The organism is Methylobacterium sp. J-001, from assembly GCF_022829565.1.
Taxonomy (GTDB): Bacteria; Pseudomonadota; Alphaproteobacteria; order Rhizobiales; family Beijerinckiaceae; genus Methylobacterium.
The window spans coordinates 1-16,218 of record NZ_JAKSYN010000014.1 but is presented as its reverse complement, the minus strand read 5'-3'; the positions used below and the strand labels follow the sequence as shown (position 1 = coordinate 16,218).

The window sequence follows — 16,218 nt, the reverse complement described above, 5'->3', positions numbered from 1 at the left end:
CCCCGGAGGTGTTCATGCCAGCCTTCTCCGCTTGGCCGGCTGCGCTTGCCAGACCAGCTCCGCCGGCCAAGCTACCCGTGGCGGAGCGGCCCACCGTGCACTAACTCTACCCTTGGACCACCTCGTGGGGGCCGATCACTTGTTCCCATAGCGTGAATGGTAAGCGCCTTAGCGTCGGGCATTTCGCTTGCGAGGGCTAAGGACGGGGGCCTGCTTCCCATCCCGAAGCGACGTTGTCGGACGGCGGACGAATGGCGGCTTTCGGGAAACGCCGACGGTGATCCGCATGGCAACCTGGGTCGATAGCGGGATGGCGGCTTAGGGTGGGATACGGTCGGTCTGCATTTGGGCAATGCAGAGAACTGCCGAGTTCGGGTGATACGGAAGCTGCCTTAACGGTCAATTCGCTTCTGATCTGATCCAGCATTGCGGCAATGACAATTTTATTGGCGCTACCTCGCCAAAGACTGTGCCTTACTTGGCTGGCGAATTATAGCATTTGACATTGACATAAAATATTTTAATCACCAGTGAAGTTCTTAAAGACGCCCACGTTCGGCGAGGACAGGTATCTCAACTGGATCATTTCTCAGAATTCGAATAAACACTGACATTGACGACCTAGATCCAATCAATTGGATGGGTATGATCAGCATAAATCATGACGGGTTGAGGGCGTCCGATGAAGAATCCCTGAACCTCGTCGCAGCCCGCCTCCGACAAAAATTGCAGCTGTGCCGCCGTCTCGACCCCTTCCGCGACAACACCCATCTTGAGGCTATGACCTAGGCCAAGGACAGCTCGGACAATCGCCTTCGATTGCGGGTTGTCATCCATGCTGCTGACGAAGGACCGGTCGATCTTGATCTTGTCAAAGGGAAACGCTTGCAATGTAGCTAGCGAGGAATAACCCGTACCGAAATCATCCATACTGATGTGGATGCCCATCGCTCGAAGGCGGTGCAGGACGGCAAGTGCGCGAGATAAATCATTGATGATCACCGTCTCAGTGACCTCAAGTTCAAGTCGGTCCGGCGATAGGCCTGTCTCAGCCAGGATTGCAAGAATGCGCTCAGGTAAATCGATGTCGGAAAACTGCCGGGGGGACAGGTTGACGGCGATTTTAAGCGGCCGGACCCAGCCTGCTGCTTCGCGGCAGGCTACTCGCAATACCAGTTCGCCCAGCGGCATGATCAGGCCGGTTTCCTCCGCCAGACCAATAAATGTCGCCGGTGCGATCGATCCCCGGACGGGATGGTTCCAGCGAGCGAGGACTTCGAAGCCGATGATTTCGCCCGTGTCGCTCCGAGCCTGAGGTTGATAGTGCAGGATTAGCGTCTCGCTCAAGATTGCGTTCCGTAGGTCGCTCTCAAGACTGAGGCGTTCCGCGGCCTGATCATCGAACGCAAATTCAAAAATTTTGAAGGTACCGCGTCCGTCTGCCTTCGCCTGGTATAAGGCGAGGTCGGCGCGTCGGAAGATGGTCTCGCCATCTGCTCCGTGCTCGGGTGCCAGAGCGATACCCACACTGACGCCGATTTCGACGGATTGCGCGCCGATAATCGTCGGCACTCGTACCGCAGCGACCAGACGAACAGCGAGATCGGACATCGTCTCTGAACGGTCGACTTCGGAAATAAGGATGGCGAATTCGTCGCCACCCAGGCGTGCGACTACGTCGCCGGCTTGAACAGTCCGCTTGAGACGGCCGGCCATCTCCCGTAGCAACACGTCGCCTGCCAAGTGACCGAGCGTGTCGTTGACCGCTTTGAATCGGTCGAGGTCAAGACAGAGTACAGCGCATCCGCCGCCATGCCGCTGCATGTCGTCGAGGCGCTGATTGAGGCATTCGTGAAAGAGAGTTCGATTAGGCAGATCCGTCAAAGCATCGTGGCGCGCCATGTGCGCGATGCGGCTCTCGTTCTGCTTGCGCTCTGTGATGTCAGTGAAGGTACGTACCGCGCTGCCGTCTGGCAGGGGCACAGTCCTTATCTCCAGGACGGTGCCGTTCGGGCGCTCGCGCTCATAGGTCTGCGGCCGGGACTCTAGACCACCGCTCGCGACCCAGCCCTGGAAACTGGCGTCGGATTTGCGGAAATCGTCCTGCTCCTGCTGATAACGCACCACGGTCGAGAAGCTCGGCTTTGACTGCATCATTGCGGCGGGCAACTCGAGCAGTTCAATGGCGCGCGCGTTACAGACCTGAACGATGCCGTTGGCGTCGATCATAAGCAGTCCCTGATCCATCGTGTTCAGGGTGTTCGTCAGCAGTGTGCTAGTCTCCTGAAGACGCTGCTCCGTGCGGCGGATCTCGGTTACGTCCAGCACCGTGCCGAACGTAACTACGGATGTTTCGGCCGGATTGCGGTCGCATCGGCCTCGCACCAGCAGTTCGCGGACCTCGCCACTCGGCTGAACGATCTTGGCGGGGTATTCAAATCGGGTGCCAGCGGCGATGTGGTCGGCCAGCAGCGCCAGGACCCGCGCGCGATCCTCGGGGTGGTAGGCATTCAGTACTGGTTCGCGCGTGATTTTCAGGTCTTTCGCGAACCCGAACATGCGGCGCGCTTCATCCGAGAAATAGCCAAGGCCGGAGATTTGGTCAAATTGCCAGTGGACCACATGGGCCATCTCTTCGGCCATGACTAACAGACGATTCGCCTCGGCGATCGACGTCCACGCTTCAGCGGCTTCCCGCGTGGGAGGCGCGACCACATCGCCTGATTGCGAGATAGAAATCAGCACGTGGAGGAGTCCGACGACAGCACGTAGGAATGACGATGCCGCGACGACACTTCGATACCATTAACGCCGCGATCGATCTCGGCGCATCTAGCATCTAATTATCAGCAAGATTGCTTGAATTTTTCGCTTTGAGACGAGCCAGTGACACGATCGCCGTCACAAAAGGCGAGTTCCGATCGGGGTCGTCGCCGTGGGCAACCCACGAACCCAGCTTGTTGAGACAGACCGCGTTAGCCCCGCCTGCGCCCGGACGTCGCTAGCGGTACCTTGCTCTGCGTAAAATTTGATGATCGGCTGCGAGTGCAAACGCGCCGCTAATAAGGTTAAGGTTTCCTTACTGAGCTTGTAAGGATCCCTGATGCCCACCATCGAAGCAATGCGCCCGCAAGGCCTCAACGCGCGCGCTGTCTCCCTGCTTGAACAAATCACATATCGTCGCGCCATCGACACCGAAGACCGCGAAGCGATTTTCCGCCTCCGCTACGAAGCCTACCTGCGGGAGGGCGCGATCACCGCCCGGGCGGATCGGCGTTTTACCGACGCTGTCGACGAACAGAGGAACGCGTTTATTTACGGCGTATACGTCGACGGCGTGCTCTTGGGCTCAATTCGTCTCAACATCACGCTGCCATACGCGAGTGCCCTGCCGACGACCGCCGTGTTTCCGGACATGGTCGAACCGATGATTAATGCTGGCTGCATCATCGTCGACCCTACCCGGTTCGTCGCAAACCCTAATCTGTCACGCCGGCTACCAGAATTGCCCTACTTGACGCTGCGGCTCGCGTGGCTCGCAATGGAGCATTTTGAAGGCGAGTACATCCTGCTTGCCATCCGCCCCGAGCATCGCGCTTTTTATCGCCGCTATTGGAGTGCAACAGAAATTTGTGAGGCTCGACCCTATCCGAAGCTGACCAAGCCCGTCGGATTGTCGGTCGTGAACTATCTGAATGTGAAAAAGACCGTTGAGACCCGGTATCCCTTCCTAGCGTCCACCGAGGCAGAGCGCGCAAGTCTGTTTGCGTCACATTCCGCTCCGGTGGGGGCTGATGACACCCTCACCAATATCTGGCAGATCGAGCCGGCCCGAGCGGAGCGCAACTTCAGCGTTTAGGGGAAGCGATTGTCGAGAGGGCTTAACACGCCGGTGAACGACCGACGATGGCTTATGCTGACCGTCCTCTTCATTGCCCGGACGGCCATCGCCTATCAGTTCGAGTCGATCGCGGCCGGATCCTTCTCCCTGACGGAAGGCACGGAGCTGGGCTTTGCACAGCTCGGCCTTCTGATCGGCTGCCACATGCTGCCCGGTATCGTGCTTGCTCTGCCGGGCGGTCTGCTAGCTCAGCGGTTCGGGAGCAAGCCCATCGTCCTCATCGGATTGGGTTTGATGATAATTGGCGCCCTAACGATGGTCACCGTTGCGGTGCCGATGCTTTTTGCCGGCCGCATCATCAGCGGTGCAGGCGGGGTTCTACTGAACGTCGTACTCACGCGCATGGTTACGGACTGGTTCGCTGGTCGTGACGCTGTGCTCGCTTTCAGCATCTTCGTAGCAAGCTGGCCCCTCGGAATTGCGCTCGGGCTCGTGACACTGCCGGCTACTGGCATCGTCTATGGTTGGAGCGGCATCGCAATCGTAAGTGCGCTGCCAAGCCTACTCGCCTTGGTTCTTGTATATGTATTTTACCGCGACCCACTTCAGCTCGTGGATATCCGTTCTGCCGCAACCGTAGGGCTAAGAGTGCGCGATTACGCGCTGGCGACGAGCGCCGGCGCCGTCTGGGGCCTCTATAACGTGTCCCTCGTCATCTTCGTGTCGGCGGCTCCCGACCTCTTTCTAGCGAATGGCTACACACTGGCTAACGCCGGCTTCATCACGAGTGTTCTCGGATGGGTACTCGTCGTCGTGCTGCCCGCAGGTGGCTGGATCGCGCAGCGTGTGGCGCGTCCTGTAGCCTTCACGGTCGCAAGCCTCATGTTCGTCGCCGGCGCGGCCGTCGCGATGGCGCTAGGTCCCCAGACAATCGTCGCCCTCGTGATCTTGGCTGTGATCTTCGGCCTGCCGGCGGGGTTGCTGCTGGCGCTCCCAGGCGAGTTGCTCTCTGCGGAGAGTCGCGCCGGCGGCATGGGGATGTTTTATCTAAGCTTTTATGTATCGATGACGGCCCTGCCAGCGGTCGCCGGTCTGATCCGCAATGCGACACACACCGTTGCGGGTCCAGTTTTGTTTGGGGCGTGCATGGCCCTACTTGCGGCCCTTGGCATGCTTCTGCTGGCGCCGCACCGTCAGACGGGCGCAGTCTGATATCATCATGATCGCTGAGTTTTATCGTGCTCGATCGTTAGTCGGGGTTCGCCACCAGCGGTTGCGACTGCCTTATCAACACGTCAGGGGCGGAGACAGCACCCTGTGAGTGGCATCACCTGTCCGCGCCAAGCGTCGGTCCTGCGTCCGGTTTCGGGCGAAGCAGAGACGAGCATGGACGACCATGTTGGGTCGCAATCCGAATGGCCGGTCGGGGTGGATTTCTGCCGATCTGCTTTCGGGAGGCTAAGCGGTATAATCAGACGTCTTATAGGATGAGTCGGCACAGCAGGTTGTCGTAGTTCATGGAGGGTGAGGCCCTACAGAAGAACCTAACCCTTCTAGTCGATAATAGAATCTCGATTAGCCTTGCTTCAGCTTCGTGATCGTCTCGGCCGGCACGTCGGCGAAGTTATTGGACACGAGATAGTTCGGGCTGGCTTTGATCCAGGCATCGAGGTCGATCTCCTCGAACTTGCCATTGTCCCAGGTCTGGATGATCTCGAGGTCGTCGTCACCGACATTCTTGATCGCGTGGCCGAAGCCCATCGGGATGTAGGCCACATCGCCCGGATTGAACTCTGCGACCTTGCCGCGACCGCCCGAGCCGAATAGCGCTACCTGGCCCTTACCCTTCAGGTAGAAATGCCACTCGTTGGCATTCACGTTCCAGTGGAACTTGCGCATCTGGCCGGGCCGGATCGTCATGACGCCGCCCGACATCGACTTGGAAACCGGCCACTCGTCAACGGTCGCAAGACGGAAGGTCCCCCCGTCGAACTGCCGCACGGCGCGTGGGTCCTTCATGAGCCGGAACTTGTGGGTGGATTCCTTCGGCCAGGGTGCATCGAGCGCCTGGGACAGCGGGATCACCGGTCCGGCTTGGATGTAGGCCTCGCCCTTCGGGAAGGCGTTGAGCGCTTCCTTCGGAAGTCCAAAATTCTCCGCCAGCATGTCCTTTGGGGACACGTCGACCCAGTCGGTGATCGAGAAAGTGCCGTGCTCCGAGAAGGCGCCGTTGTCGAACGACAGGATGAAGTGGCAGGGCTTGTCGCCGATCGTCTGGATCGAGTGGCCGTGGCCCTTCGGAAAGAACCAAAGGTCGCCTGGCTCGTAATTGTTGATCTCGCTCGCCCCCGAAGGATCGAGCACAACCGTCTGGCAGCGGCCGTCAATCACGTAGGCCCACTCGGCGGCGATCGCGTGCCAGTGCAACTCGCGCGAGGCGCCGGGATCGAGGAACATATGGACGCCCGCGATCCCCTTGCTGATGGGGAACTGGTGAACGGTCGCTTCCTTGGCCCAGCCGCCCGACGTGATTTTCGGGACGTTGCCGTCGAGGGAAAAATGGAAATCGGGCATGGCGCCGACATCCTTAGGGTCGTGGTAGGCGACCTGCGCGCCCGGGGGGAGCTGCTGAACGTCACGGCCGAAGCCGCCCGCGCCCGGCGCGCCGTGATCCGTGGTCGCTGCAGCAGCCTGCTGCGTCAGCGCCACTAGGCCACCGGCTCCAAGGGCGGCGGTTCCCAGAAACGCCCGTCGGTTAGCGTCCATCTTTTGTGTTCCCAAACTTGGCTGCAACGAGCCCGAGAGAGCTGGACCTTTGCTGCGTTGCCGTACGTGAAATTTTGTATGCCAAAAACTCACGAAGTCGTGATGGATGATTACGGAGGATCGAACGTACGGGCGTGCCGTATGGTTGCTTTTGGGAAATGTCCGGCATGGTGCGAGCGGCCGGTATGGGTCGGATGCGGAACGTCCGCTTCGAGGCGAGTGGCTAACTTCAGCTACCCACCCCAAGCCGAAGTCGCCGCACGGCTAAAGGACGGCCGCTTTGGATAAGCACAAGCTGCGGCCAGGGCGGCTGAGTTGGGTCGGTTGCCGAATGACCGCTCGGGGTGGTTTGCGGTCGGTCCGCTGGCGGTCGTAAATGGTTCGAAGCGGACACTGCGGATGTCTGGCCGAGGAACATTCCATGCCGATCGAGCAAGTCACGATCCGGACGCGTGATGGCGATTGCCCTTCGCACGTCGTGATCCCCGCAAGCGGCGGACCATGGCCCGCGGTGATTTTCTACATGGACGCCGGTGGTATCAGGCCGGCGATGCTCGACATGGCACAGCAGCTCGCTGACGCTGGCTACATCGTCCTGCTGCCGGACCTTTTCTACCGTTACGGACCTACGGGCCATTCGTTCCCAATGAGGTGTTCGCGGGTGACTTTCGCGCAGTCCTTGGACCGCTGATGGCCACAACCAGCTCCTTTAAGGTTGCTGAAGATGCGGAGGCCATGCTCGCTTACCTCGACACGCGTGACGACGTCGGAGGTCGCAAGGTCGGGGTGGTGGGCTTCTGCATGGGCGGCGGCATGGCCCTGGCCACAGCGGGAACCTACCCCGAGCGGTTCGCGGCGGCCGTAAGCTTTCACGGGGGCAATCTTGCGACCGATGCGCCTACGAGCCCCCACCTGTTCGCGCCGAAGCTGAAGGCGGAGGTCTACATTGGCGTGGCGGAGAACGATGGCAGCTATCCGTCTGCGATGGCCGAGCGGTTTGAGGGATCTCTGACAGAGGCCGGCGTACGCTATACATCGCAAACTTATCCGGCCGCGCACGGTTGGATGATACCGGACTTTCCTGTCTACGATCACGCCGCCGCCGAGCGTGGCTGGAGCGAGATGCTCGCGCTCTTCGGCCGGACCCTGCACGGCGGCGAGTGATGACGCGGGCACTGATCCCGCGTCCGCTCACGGACTGGCCGTGGAACAGCTTGAACAGCGAGGCCGGATCGGAACTGGAACCTCCGCTTCGAGACGAAAGGTCGAGGCCCGGTTGCCACCCGACTCGGACCCTCACCCGGTCATGAAACCGCCGGACCCGCTGGAGCCTTATCCGGCCGACCGATCCCAGAGACCCAACATGACCCAATCCGAAAAGAGCGCTCTGATCGTCGGGGCGTCCCGCGGCCTCGGGCTCGGCCTCGTCGAGATCTTCCTGAAGCGCGGCTGGCGCGTCACCGCCACCCAGCGCAAACCGTCCCCCGATCTCGCCCGCCTGAAGGCGGACGCCCTGCGCGTCGAGACCGCCGAGATCGACGACGATGCCAGCGTCGCCGCCCTGCACGACCGGTTGGCCTCCGAGCGCTTCGACCTGATCTTCGTGGTGGCGGGCGTCGCCACGCAAGCGCACGATCCGCTGCACGCGGTGCCTCGGGCGGTCGCCGCGCAGGTCTATCTCACCAACGCGATCAGCCCGATCCGCTTCGCCGAGACCTTTCTGGATCGCCTCGCGCCGGGCGGCAGCCTCGCATTGATGAGCTCGATCCTCGGCAGCGTAAGCCTGAACGAGGCGGGCGGCTGGGAGACCTACCGGGCCAGCAAGGCGGCGCTGAACACCCTGGCTCGCAGCTTCGAGATCCGCCACCGGGCGGAGGCCGTCTCCGTGCTGGTCCTGCATCCGGGCTGGGTCCGCACCGAGATGGGTGGGGAGGGAGCCGATATCGACGTGGCCACCAGCGTCACGGGCCTCGCAGACGTGATCGCGGCGCGGCTCGGCGAGCCCGGCGCCCAGTATCTCGACTACCGGGGCGAGACGCTGCTCTGGTAGGCCCCCAAGTCGAAGTTGCTGTAGGGCTGACGAATGGCCGCTTTGGAGAAACACCGACTGCGGTCCAAGCGGCCGGGTCGGGTCGAAGGCGGAATGACCGCTTCAGGGTGAAGGGGTAGGGTCCGCTCCCCACCCAGTCCGGTCTTTGACGCCTGTGGCGCGATTGTCGGACGGTGAACATCTCGGGTAAGACGCCGCGCTTCCACGTCTACGGCCGCGTGCCTACATATCCCTCGTGCCCATCCTCCTAGCGCTTGGCGCCGCCCTCCTGTTCGGCCTGGTGTTCGGCCCTCAGTGGTGGGTGCGCCGGGCGATGCAGCAATACGCCACCGAGCGGCCGGACTTGCCCGGGACCGGCGGCGAGCTTGCCCGCCATTTGCTCGACCTGGCACGGCTGGAGCACGTCATCGTCGAGATCGCGCCTGCCGACCACTACGATCCGGTCGCGAACGTCGTGCGGCTGTCGCTGGGGAATCATGACGGCCGCTCGATCACGGCGGTCGCGGTCGCGGCGCACGAGGTCGCCCATGCGCTCCAGCACGCGGCGGGAGACCGGCTCCTCGCGGCGCGGGTGAGGTTCGCCCCGATCGTGCAGGGCTTCGAGTTCGCCGCGGCCTTGATGATGATGACCGCGCCCGTGGTGCTCGCCTTCGTCCATTCGCCTGCCCTTCTCGCCCTGCAGGTAGGTATCGGCATCGCGCTCCTTGGTGTTCGCCTCCTGTTCCACTTCCTGACGCTGCCCGTCGAACTCGATGCGAGCTTCCGCCGGGCCCTGCCCATACTGGAGACGGGTCGCTTCCTCGACGTGGGCGACATGCCCGGCGCCCGCACCGTACTGCGCGCTGCCGCCCTCACATACGTGGCCTCGTCACTCGTTGCGCTCGTGAACATTGCCCGCTTTCGGCGGCTCTTCCCGTTCTAAAACCTCTGAGGCGAGCGGCGGATTTCCCTGCCGCGCTTACTCGGAAGCGCACCATCTCTTTTCGGTCAGACCAAATTCGCTGTTTGGCGCCCTTATAGGATGGCGGGGGACTTGGTGCGGCGGCCTGCAGTAGGCCGCCGCGATGTTCGTTAAATGTCAGTCTGCTCCGACATCATCAGCGCATCGTCTGCATCAATTCCGAGGTAGCGAACCGTGCTCTCAAGCTTGGTATGACCGAGCAGCAGCTGGCAGGCTCTTAGGTTGCCGGTTCGCCGGTAGATTAGCGCAACCCTCGTCCTACGCAGGCTGTGCGTGCCGTAGCCCGCCGGGTCGAGGCCAATCAGCGTCACCCACTCGTCGACGAGCCGGCCATACTAGCGCGTCGTCAGGTGCTCGCCCGGTCGGCTGCGGCTCGGGAACAGCCAATCGCTGGACCGCAGCCCTCGCAGCTTCAGCCAAGCCGAAAGCGTCTCGCGAGTCGACTCGGTCAACTCGAAGGGTACGGGCCGGCCGGTCTTTTGCTGGATGATGGTGGTACGCAGGCGAATGCCATCGCCGAGGTAGACGTCGGCCACGCGTAGGCGGACGAGGTCGCAGCCCCGCAGCTTGCTATCGATGGCCGTGTTGAACAGCGCGAGATCGCGGGTACGGCCTTCGTGCTGCAGGCGGGTACGGATCGCCCAGATGTGCTTGGGCTTGAACGGCGGCTTGGGCCCGATGAGGCGGCCGAGGTTCCACGGTTGGCGGGTTGTATCTCTGGTCGAAGTCATGATGGAACTCCGTTTGAGGAACCATCAGCATCTCACTGCTATCCGCCCGCTCCGTAGCTGCGCGCCTTGAACTTGAGCCGCGCTGTTGCCTCGGATCAGGCGCGTCGCCACGAAAGGGCATGCGCACGGCATCGGTTGCTCTTAGAAGAGCCCTATGCCAGACGCTCTGTTCTCACCGGCTGCGGCCCGCAACGCCGTTTTTATCGCCGAAGTCCTCAAGCGCGTTCTCCCGCCCATCGGCCTCGTCCTTGAGATCGCGAGCGGATCGGGCGAGCACGCCGTCCATTTCGCTCGTGCACTTCCCGAGCTCGTCTGGCAGCCCAGCGATCCGGATGAAGCGGCCCGTCGCAGTATCGTCGCCCATACCCGCGCCGCCGGGCTGGCGAACATCCGTTCGCCGTTGACGATTGATGCGACCCGTCAGCCGTGGCCAGTGGCACGGTCGGACGCGGTCGTCGCGATCAACATGATCCACATCGCACCCTGGGACGCGACCATCGGGCTGATGGCTGGCGCGGAAGAGACGCTCGCGGAAGGTGGTGTGCTTTACCTCTACGGTCCTTTTCGGGAGGATGACGCACACACCGCGCCGAGCAACGCCGCGTTCGACGACAGCTTGCGCGCTAGGAATGCCTCCTGGGGGATCCGCGACGTCGAGGCGGTCGTGGCGGCTGCCCGAGGGCACGATCTGCATCTGGACGAGCATGTCGTGATGCCGGCCAACAATCTCAGTCTGATCCTTCGCCGGGGGCGCCGAAGCCCCGCCGTCGACAGGGAGGCTGCGTCTTGACTTCCACGCGCCCGACCAGTGCGGTTGTCGTCGGCGCGTCCGGCGGCATAGGTGGAGCCTTGATCCGCGCGCTCGTAGAGCGTGCGGCCCACGCTCCAATCTTCGCGCTCTCTCGCTCGGAGGCGTCAGTTCCGCAGGGCGTCCGAACACTTCCGATCGACCTGTGCGACGAGGCGACGATTGCGGCGGCGGCGGCCAGGGTCGGCGAAGCCGGACCGGTCGGTCTGGTCATCGTCGCTACCGGCCTTCTTCACCAGACTGGCGTCTCGCCCGAGAAGACGGTCAGGGCGCTTGATCCCGCCGCGATGGCCACCGTTTTCGCGATCAACACGATCGGCCCTGCGCTCGTCGCCAAGCATTTCGTGCCCTTGCTGGCGCGACGGGAGCGATGCGTTTTCGCGGCCCTGTCGGCGCGAGTCGGATCGATCGGCGACAACCGACTGGGCGGCTGGTACGCCTACCGGGCCTCGAAGTCGGCGCTGAACCAGCTTCTGCGAACGCTCGCGATCGAGGTCGCGACCAGCCGACCGGAGGCGATTGTCGTCGGCCTGCATCCAGGCACGGTCACCTCCGGCTTGTCGCGGCCCTTCCGTCCGGACCCGACGGCCATCGGCGTCTTCTCACCCGAGGAGAGTGCAGCGCATCTTCTGCGCGTGCTGGATGGCCTGTGCTCGGACGAAACCGGCGGTGTCTTCGCTTGGGACGGCTCGCCGATCCCCGCCTGAGCGCGATCTCGGCCCGAACGGATAGCCAGGGCGACGCCATGCTATTGAGTGGAGCCGGGATCGCTTAGGACATGCGCCAGGAGCCGACGTAGGCTCGCCGCCCGTTACCGGACGTTGGCTTCAGTTATCAGATTGTCTCACGTTATTTCCTACACTATATCGGCGAGAAAATGGCCAATGATCCATCCGCGCATGTAGATCTCAAGCGCGGGCAGCGCTTTCGATGCCACCAGAAGCGTGCGGATCAGGACTGCAAAGTCAGACTGTCGCTCATGGATGAGCTGACGAAGAAGATGGCCGGTGACCGGTTGGCGATAGGAATCTGCGGCTGGATCAGTCCAGAGGGCACGCAGGCAATCGAAAGAGGCGCCAGCATGGGAGCGCGGGTCGGCCGTCCAGCCGCCGATTTCCTGGCTCAGGGCCTTGAACAGGTAGCCGGGCGGCGGCGCGGCTACGCCGTCGAGCCGCGCGGCGTGAGCAAGCATTGCGCCGGAAACGCCGAGATAGCTGTGCCCGGCCTTCACAAGGAACGCCGACCAGCGCACGAACGCGTCAGTGTCGATCTGATTCTGCGCGTGGGCCAGCCCGAACACCGCGTGCAGCCATACCCCGGCGTGTCCGGTCAGCGTGCGCTGCACCTCGCGGGTCGGTAGATCATCTGTAACCAGCAGCGCGCCGGTCTGGAGCGCTAACGCAAGGCTGTCGAACGCGTCGGTTTGCCGAGTACGCAGTTGCTCCTGCAGGGTCGTCGGGAAGTTAGCGCTGATGGTGATAGGCAGGATCGTCGCATGTGCGGTAGCCCACTCGATGGCGCGGTCCATCTCATCCCGCAACCCGATGAAATGCTCCGCGGGGATGTTGACCTGACCGGCTGGCTTTGGACCGGACTGATTGAGAGGATCAGCCAGGACCGAAGGAGTCGGACATGCGGCGAGGTCAAAAGACGAGCGCGGAGCAGGTGGTGCTGAAGCTGCGGCAGATCGAGGTGCAGACGGCCCAGGGCAAGAGTTTAGCGCTAGCGTGCAAGGAGGCGGAGATCTCCGAGCAGAGCTATTACCGCTGGCGCAAGGAGTACGGCGGTCTCCAAGTCGATCAGGCCAGGAAGATGAAGGACCTGGAGCGCGAGAACGCGCGGCTGCGGCGACTGGTAGCCGATCTATCCTTGGAGAAGCAGATGTTGGCGGACGTCGCCGCGGGAAACTTGTAGCCCCCGAGCGACGCCGGCAGGCGGTCGACGGCATCCGGGAGAAGTACGGCCTCTCGGAGCGTCACGCCTGCCGGATCGTCGGCCAGCATCGGGGTACACAGCGCTACGTGCCCACCGTGCCGGCCAACGAGGATGAGCTGACCCGCGCCATCATCGCCCTGGCGTCCGAGTACGGGCGCTACGGCTACCGCCGCGTCACCGCGCTGCTGCAGGCAGCCGGCTGGCAAGTGGGCAAGGACCGGGTTCAGCGCATCTGGCGTCGCGAGGGGCTCAAAGTCCCTAGCCGACAGAGACCCCGCAGCCGCTTATGGCTGAACGACGGCTCATGCGTGCGGCTACGACCGCTCCACCGCAACCATGTGTGGAGCTTCGACTTCGTGCAGGCTCAGACCCACGACGGCCGAAGCCTACGCATCCTGACGCTGATCGACGAGCATAGCCGGGCGTGCCTGGCGCTGAAGGTGGCACGGCGTATCAACCGCGTCCGCGTGATCGAGGCGCTGGCCGATGCCATGTGCCTGCACGGCATCCCCGAGCACATCCGCTGCGACAATGGCCCGGAAATGATCTCAAAGGCGCTGCGCAAGTGGGTCGCCAAGACGGGGCCACAGATCCAGTACATCGCGCCAGGCTCGCCGTGGGAGAACGGGTATTGCGAGAGCTTCAACGGTAAGCTGCGCGACGAGTGCCTGCGCCAAGAGATCTTCTACTCACTGAAAGAAGCTCAGATCGTGATCGGTCTATGGCAGAACACATACAACCGCGTCCGGCCGCACTCATCCTTGGGCTACCGGCCGCCCGCGCCTGTCAGCTTCCCGGATCTGGCCTTCCGGCTACCCTTGGCAGCCGCCATGCAGTAGCCTCTCAATCGGCTCGGTCCAAAATACCGGTCAGGTCAGTCGATCGCTCACCTCACACGCTTCTCCCGACCCAGTCATACCGGCCGCCTGCGCTCGCGATAATTGGTGCTTCGGACTCGAACAGATCTCGGATCAGGCAGTCAGCCGCCCGTGGTCATGGGGATGCCGCTTCCGCGGCCGCCACTCGGTCACAATCCGCGCCCCTCAGGCCACCGCCAGCAGCCAGATCGCCGCCGTCGCACCCAGCACCCGGGTTATCGAGTACGGCGCCTCGATACAGGTGGCTCAGTGAGGGATCCGAAAGTCCCGCACGCCTTGCACCTGTTCGAGATCTTCAATCAGCGCCGAGATCCAGGACAGATCGGGCGAGCCGAAGATCCGCGCCGGCCCGGTCGGCCAGCCCTCTTTGGGGGCTGTGAGCCGGAGAGAATCTCGGTGGCAAGCCGGACAAGACTCAAACGTCCTCGGCAAACTCGCCAAATGACTTCCCAATAGAGTCTTCTGGAAAAGGTGGGCCCCGGGGCCGAAGCCCCGGGTTCTGTTTCTACGGCTGCCCTGCCGCAAGATGCTTACGCCGCGAGGCGGGCATCCATGACAACGTTATCGTTGGCATTTAGAGTTTTGGTCAGGTGCCCGGAACAGGGGTTGCCTGCGCCGAACCGGTCGAGTCCTTACCGAAAGTCGCATCTTATCCTGCCGAAACAGGGTAGAACTCGCGATCCCTTTACCGTCCAGTCGAACCTAACTTCGCCCCCAGCAGAAGCACCCCGATCCCAGGCTGCACGAAAAACGCGCGCTCGGGCCCCGTCCGGTTCCGGGGCAGGGTGTTTCTGGTGGAGGCGCCGGGTACCGCCCCCGGGTCCTGAAACGTTATTACGAACCGGTCATCAACCTCACACACATTGTAGCGCGTGCGACACGGAAGGTCCACAGGCTCGTGCGGGATCGCCCCCGGGCAACCCGTCGTCTTTCGTCAGGGTCGGCGGACCGGCGGGGAGGGGCCGACCTCAGCGCCCGCCTGCGGCTCGCACCGGCGTGGTTTGGACGCTATGGGCTTACGCCGATAGCCGCTGCCGCGGCCGCGCGAGGCCGTCCGCCAGTCTGGTCAGGGAAAGCCGAACATGCCGAACACGTTGGGCCTCAACCGCACGCTCGGCAGCGCCATCGGCCTGATCGCGCTGGTGTCGGTGCTCTGCAGCGGGGCGGTCCTGCTCACCCGCGGCCAGTTGCGGGAGGCGAACGACGCCCTCGATCGCGCGAACCAGACGATCCGTGGTCTCGACGCGTTCCGAAACGCCATGCTCAATCAGGAGACAGGCCTGCGCGGCTATCTGCTCACCGGCCGGGACGGCAGCCTGGAACCCTACCGGCAGGGACGGCCCGCCCTGGACGCGGCGATCGACCGCCTCAGAGACATGGTCGGCACCGATGCCGCGTCGGTGCGCCTGCTGGCCGATGCCGTGACAGCCGCGCGCAGCTGGCAGAGCGACATCGGCCAGGCGGCGATTCATGGGGCGGCCGATCCGGCGACCCGGTCTGAGGCGGTCCGCATCGAAACCGAGGGCACGGGCAAGCAGCTGTTCGACACCCTGCGCGACCGGCTCGGCGCCATCGAGGGCTTGGCCGAGGCCAATCGGGCGGCGCTGAACCAGCGCGTAGCCCGGGCTAAGCGCAACGAAAGCCTTGCCCTCTGGGGCGGCACCCTGCTCACGCTGCTAATCTGCGCGGGGATCTGGATCGCCATCAACCGCCTGATCGTCCGCCCTCTCGGGGCGGTCATGGGGTTCGTCGAACGCGTGGGCTCGGGCGACCTTACAGGCCGGCTGCGCGCCGGCGGGCGCGACGAGATCGCCCGCCTCGGGCGGACCCTCAACGTTATGGTGTCGGGCCTGTCGGACCTCGCCCGGACCAACCGGGCGGCCACCGCCGACCTGAACGCCGCCGCCGCCGAGATCCGGGCGTCGGCGCAGCAGCAGGCCGCGTCCGTCGAGGAGCAGTTCGCCGCCGTCCAGGAGACCGCGGCCACCGTCGACGAGATCACCCATTCCGGCGCCCAGATCGGCAAGCGCGCCACCGAGGTCATCGCCACCGCCCAGGCCACCGCCCAGACCTCCCGCCAGGGCCTGCGCGCCGTCTCCGACACCGCCAAGGCCATGGACGCGATCCGCGAGCAGGCCGAGGCCGTGGCCGGCAACATCGTCAGCCTGTCGGAGAAGACCCAGACGATCGGCGACATCATCGAGACGGTCAACGACATCTCCGAGCGCACGCATCTCCTGGCGCTCAA

12 protein-coding genes, 1 other RNA gene and 2 pseudogenes are annotated in these 16,218 nt (G+C 63.3%); 10 read left to right on the top strand and 5 right to left on the bottom strand.

Features of this window, described 5'->3' with window-relative positions; all coding sequences use genetic code 11:
- Positions 1 to 621: 621 nt before the first annotated feature.
- A complete protein-coding gene (locus MKK65_RS00340) occupies positions 622 to 2,745 on the bottom strand; it encodes a putative bifunctional diguanylate cyclase/phosphodiesterase (RefSeq protein ID WP_243954316.1) in 2,124 nt (707 codons plus the stop codon).
- 358 nt (positions 2,746 to 3,103) lie between these two features.
- Between MKK65_RS00340 and MKK65_RS00335 the strand changes: the two genes are divergently transcribed.
- Both MKK65_RS00335 and MKK65_RS00330 read left to right on the top strand, forming a co-directional pair.
- On the top strand, positions 3,104 to 3,859 hold the full coding sequence (locus MKK65_RS00335) for an N-acyl amino acid synthase FeeM domain-containing protein (RefSeq protein WP_243954313.1): 756 nt from the start codon (positions 3,104 to 3,106) through the stop codon (positions 3,857 to 3,859).
- A gap of 54 nt (positions 3,860 to 3,913) precedes the next feature.
- A complete protein-coding gene (locus tag MKK65_RS00330; RefSeq protein ID WP_243954312.1) occupies positions 3,914 to 5,053 on the top strand; it encodes an MFS transporter in 1,140 nt (379 codons plus the stop codon).
- 363 nt (positions 5,054 to 5,416) lie between these two features.
- Here MKK65_RS00330 and MKK65_RS00325 read toward each other — a convergent pair whose 3' ends face one another.
- The gene (locus tag MKK65_RS00325) at positions 5,417 to 6,700 is read right to left on the bottom strand and encodes a cupin domain-containing protein (protein WP_243954311.1); all 1,284 of its coding nucleotides are present in this window, start codon (positions 6,698 to 6,700) and stop codon (positions 5,417 to 5,419) included.
- 328 nt (positions 6,701 to 7,028) lie between these two features.
- Here MKK65_RS00325 and MKK65_RS31085 point away from each other — a divergent pair, with 328 nt between their 5' ends.
- The 4 genes from MKK65_RS31085 (at position 7,029) to MKK65_RS00310 (ending at position 9,579) form a co-directional block, all read left to right on the top strand.
- On the top strand, positions 7,029 to 7,298 hold the full coding sequence (locus MKK65_RS31085; RefSeq protein WP_279596422.1) for a dienelactone hydrolase family protein: 270 nt from the start codon (positions 7,029 to 7,031) through the stop codon (positions 7,296 to 7,298).
- The gene (locus tag MKK65_RS00320; protein WP_279596421.1) at positions 7,298 to 7,771 is read left to right on the top strand and encodes a dienelactone hydrolase family protein; all 474 of its coding nucleotides are present in this window, start codon (positions 7,298 to 7,300) and stop codon (positions 7,769 to 7,771) included. Before MKK65_RS31085 ends, MKK65_RS00320 begins: the two co-directional genes overlap by 1 nt.
- 199 nt (positions 7,772 to 7,970) lie before the next feature.
- Complete coding sequence (locus MKK65_RS00315; RefSeq protein WP_243954309.1) at positions 7,971 to 8,657, top strand: SDR family oxidoreductase; 687 nt, start codon at positions 7,971 to 7,973, stop codon at positions 8,655 to 8,657.
- A 235-nt stretch (positions 8,658 to 8,892) separates the two neighbouring features.
- The gene (locus MKK65_RS00310; protein ID WP_243954307.1) at positions 8,893 to 9,579 is read left to right on the top strand and encodes a zinc metallopeptidase; all 687 of its coding nucleotides are present in this window, start codon (positions 8,893 to 8,895) and stop codon (positions 9,577 to 9,579) included.
- Positions 9,580 to 9,728: 149 nt separating this feature from the next.
- On the opposite strand, the pseudogene MKK65_RS00305 reads toward MKK65_RS00310, so the two are convergent.
- Positions 9,729 to 10,349: pseudogene (locus tag MKK65_RS00305) on the bottom strand (tyrosine-type recombinase/integrase).
- A 154-nt stretch (positions 10,350 to 10,503) separates the two neighbouring features.
- On the opposite strand from MKK65_RS00305, the gene MKK65_RS00300 reads away from it, so the two are divergent.
- Together MKK65_RS00300 and MKK65_RS00295 are read left to right on the top strand one after the other, a co-directional pair.
- Positions 10,504 to 11,139, top strand: coding sequence for a DUF938 domain-containing protein (locus tag MKK65_RS00300; RefSeq protein ID WP_243954305.1), 636 nt, complete (start codon positions 10,504 to 10,506; stop codon positions 11,137 to 11,139).
- Complete coding sequence (locus MKK65_RS00295; protein ID WP_243954303.1) at positions 11,136 to 11,864, top strand: SDR family NAD(P)-dependent oxidoreductase; 729 nt, start codon at positions 11,136 to 11,138, stop codon at positions 11,862 to 11,864. Before MKK65_RS00300 ends, MKK65_RS00295 begins: the two co-directional genes overlap by 4 nt.
- 149 nt (positions 11,865 to 12,013) lie before the next feature.
- On the opposite strand, the gene MKK65_RS00290 is transcribed toward MKK65_RS00295, so the two are convergent.
- Positions 12,014 to 12,685, bottom strand: coding sequence for a hypothetical protein (locus MKK65_RS00290; protein WP_243954301.1), 672 nt, complete (start codon positions 12,683 to 12,685; stop codon positions 12,014 to 12,016).
- 104 nt (positions 12,686 to 12,789) lie between these two features.
- On the opposite strand from MKK65_RS00290, the pseudogene MKK65_RS00285 reads away from it, so the two are divergent.
- Positions 12,790 to 13,931: pseudogene (locus MKK65_RS00285) on the top strand (IS3 family transposase).
- A gap of 527 nt (positions 13,932 to 14,458) precedes the next feature.
- On the opposite strand, the gene ssrA reads toward MKK65_RS00285, so the two are convergent.
- Positions 14,459 to 14,865: a transfer-messenger RNA gene (gene ssrA, locus MKK65_RS00280) on the bottom strand.
- A gap of 187 nt (positions 14,866 to 15,052) precedes the next feature.
- On the opposite strand from ssrA, the gene MKK65_RS00275 reads away from it, so the two are divergent.
- Positions 15,053 to 16,218 (top strand): methyl-accepting chemotaxis protein (locus MKK65_RS00275; RefSeq protein ID WP_243954299.1); only part of this gene is annotated, 1,166 nt, incomplete at its 3' end.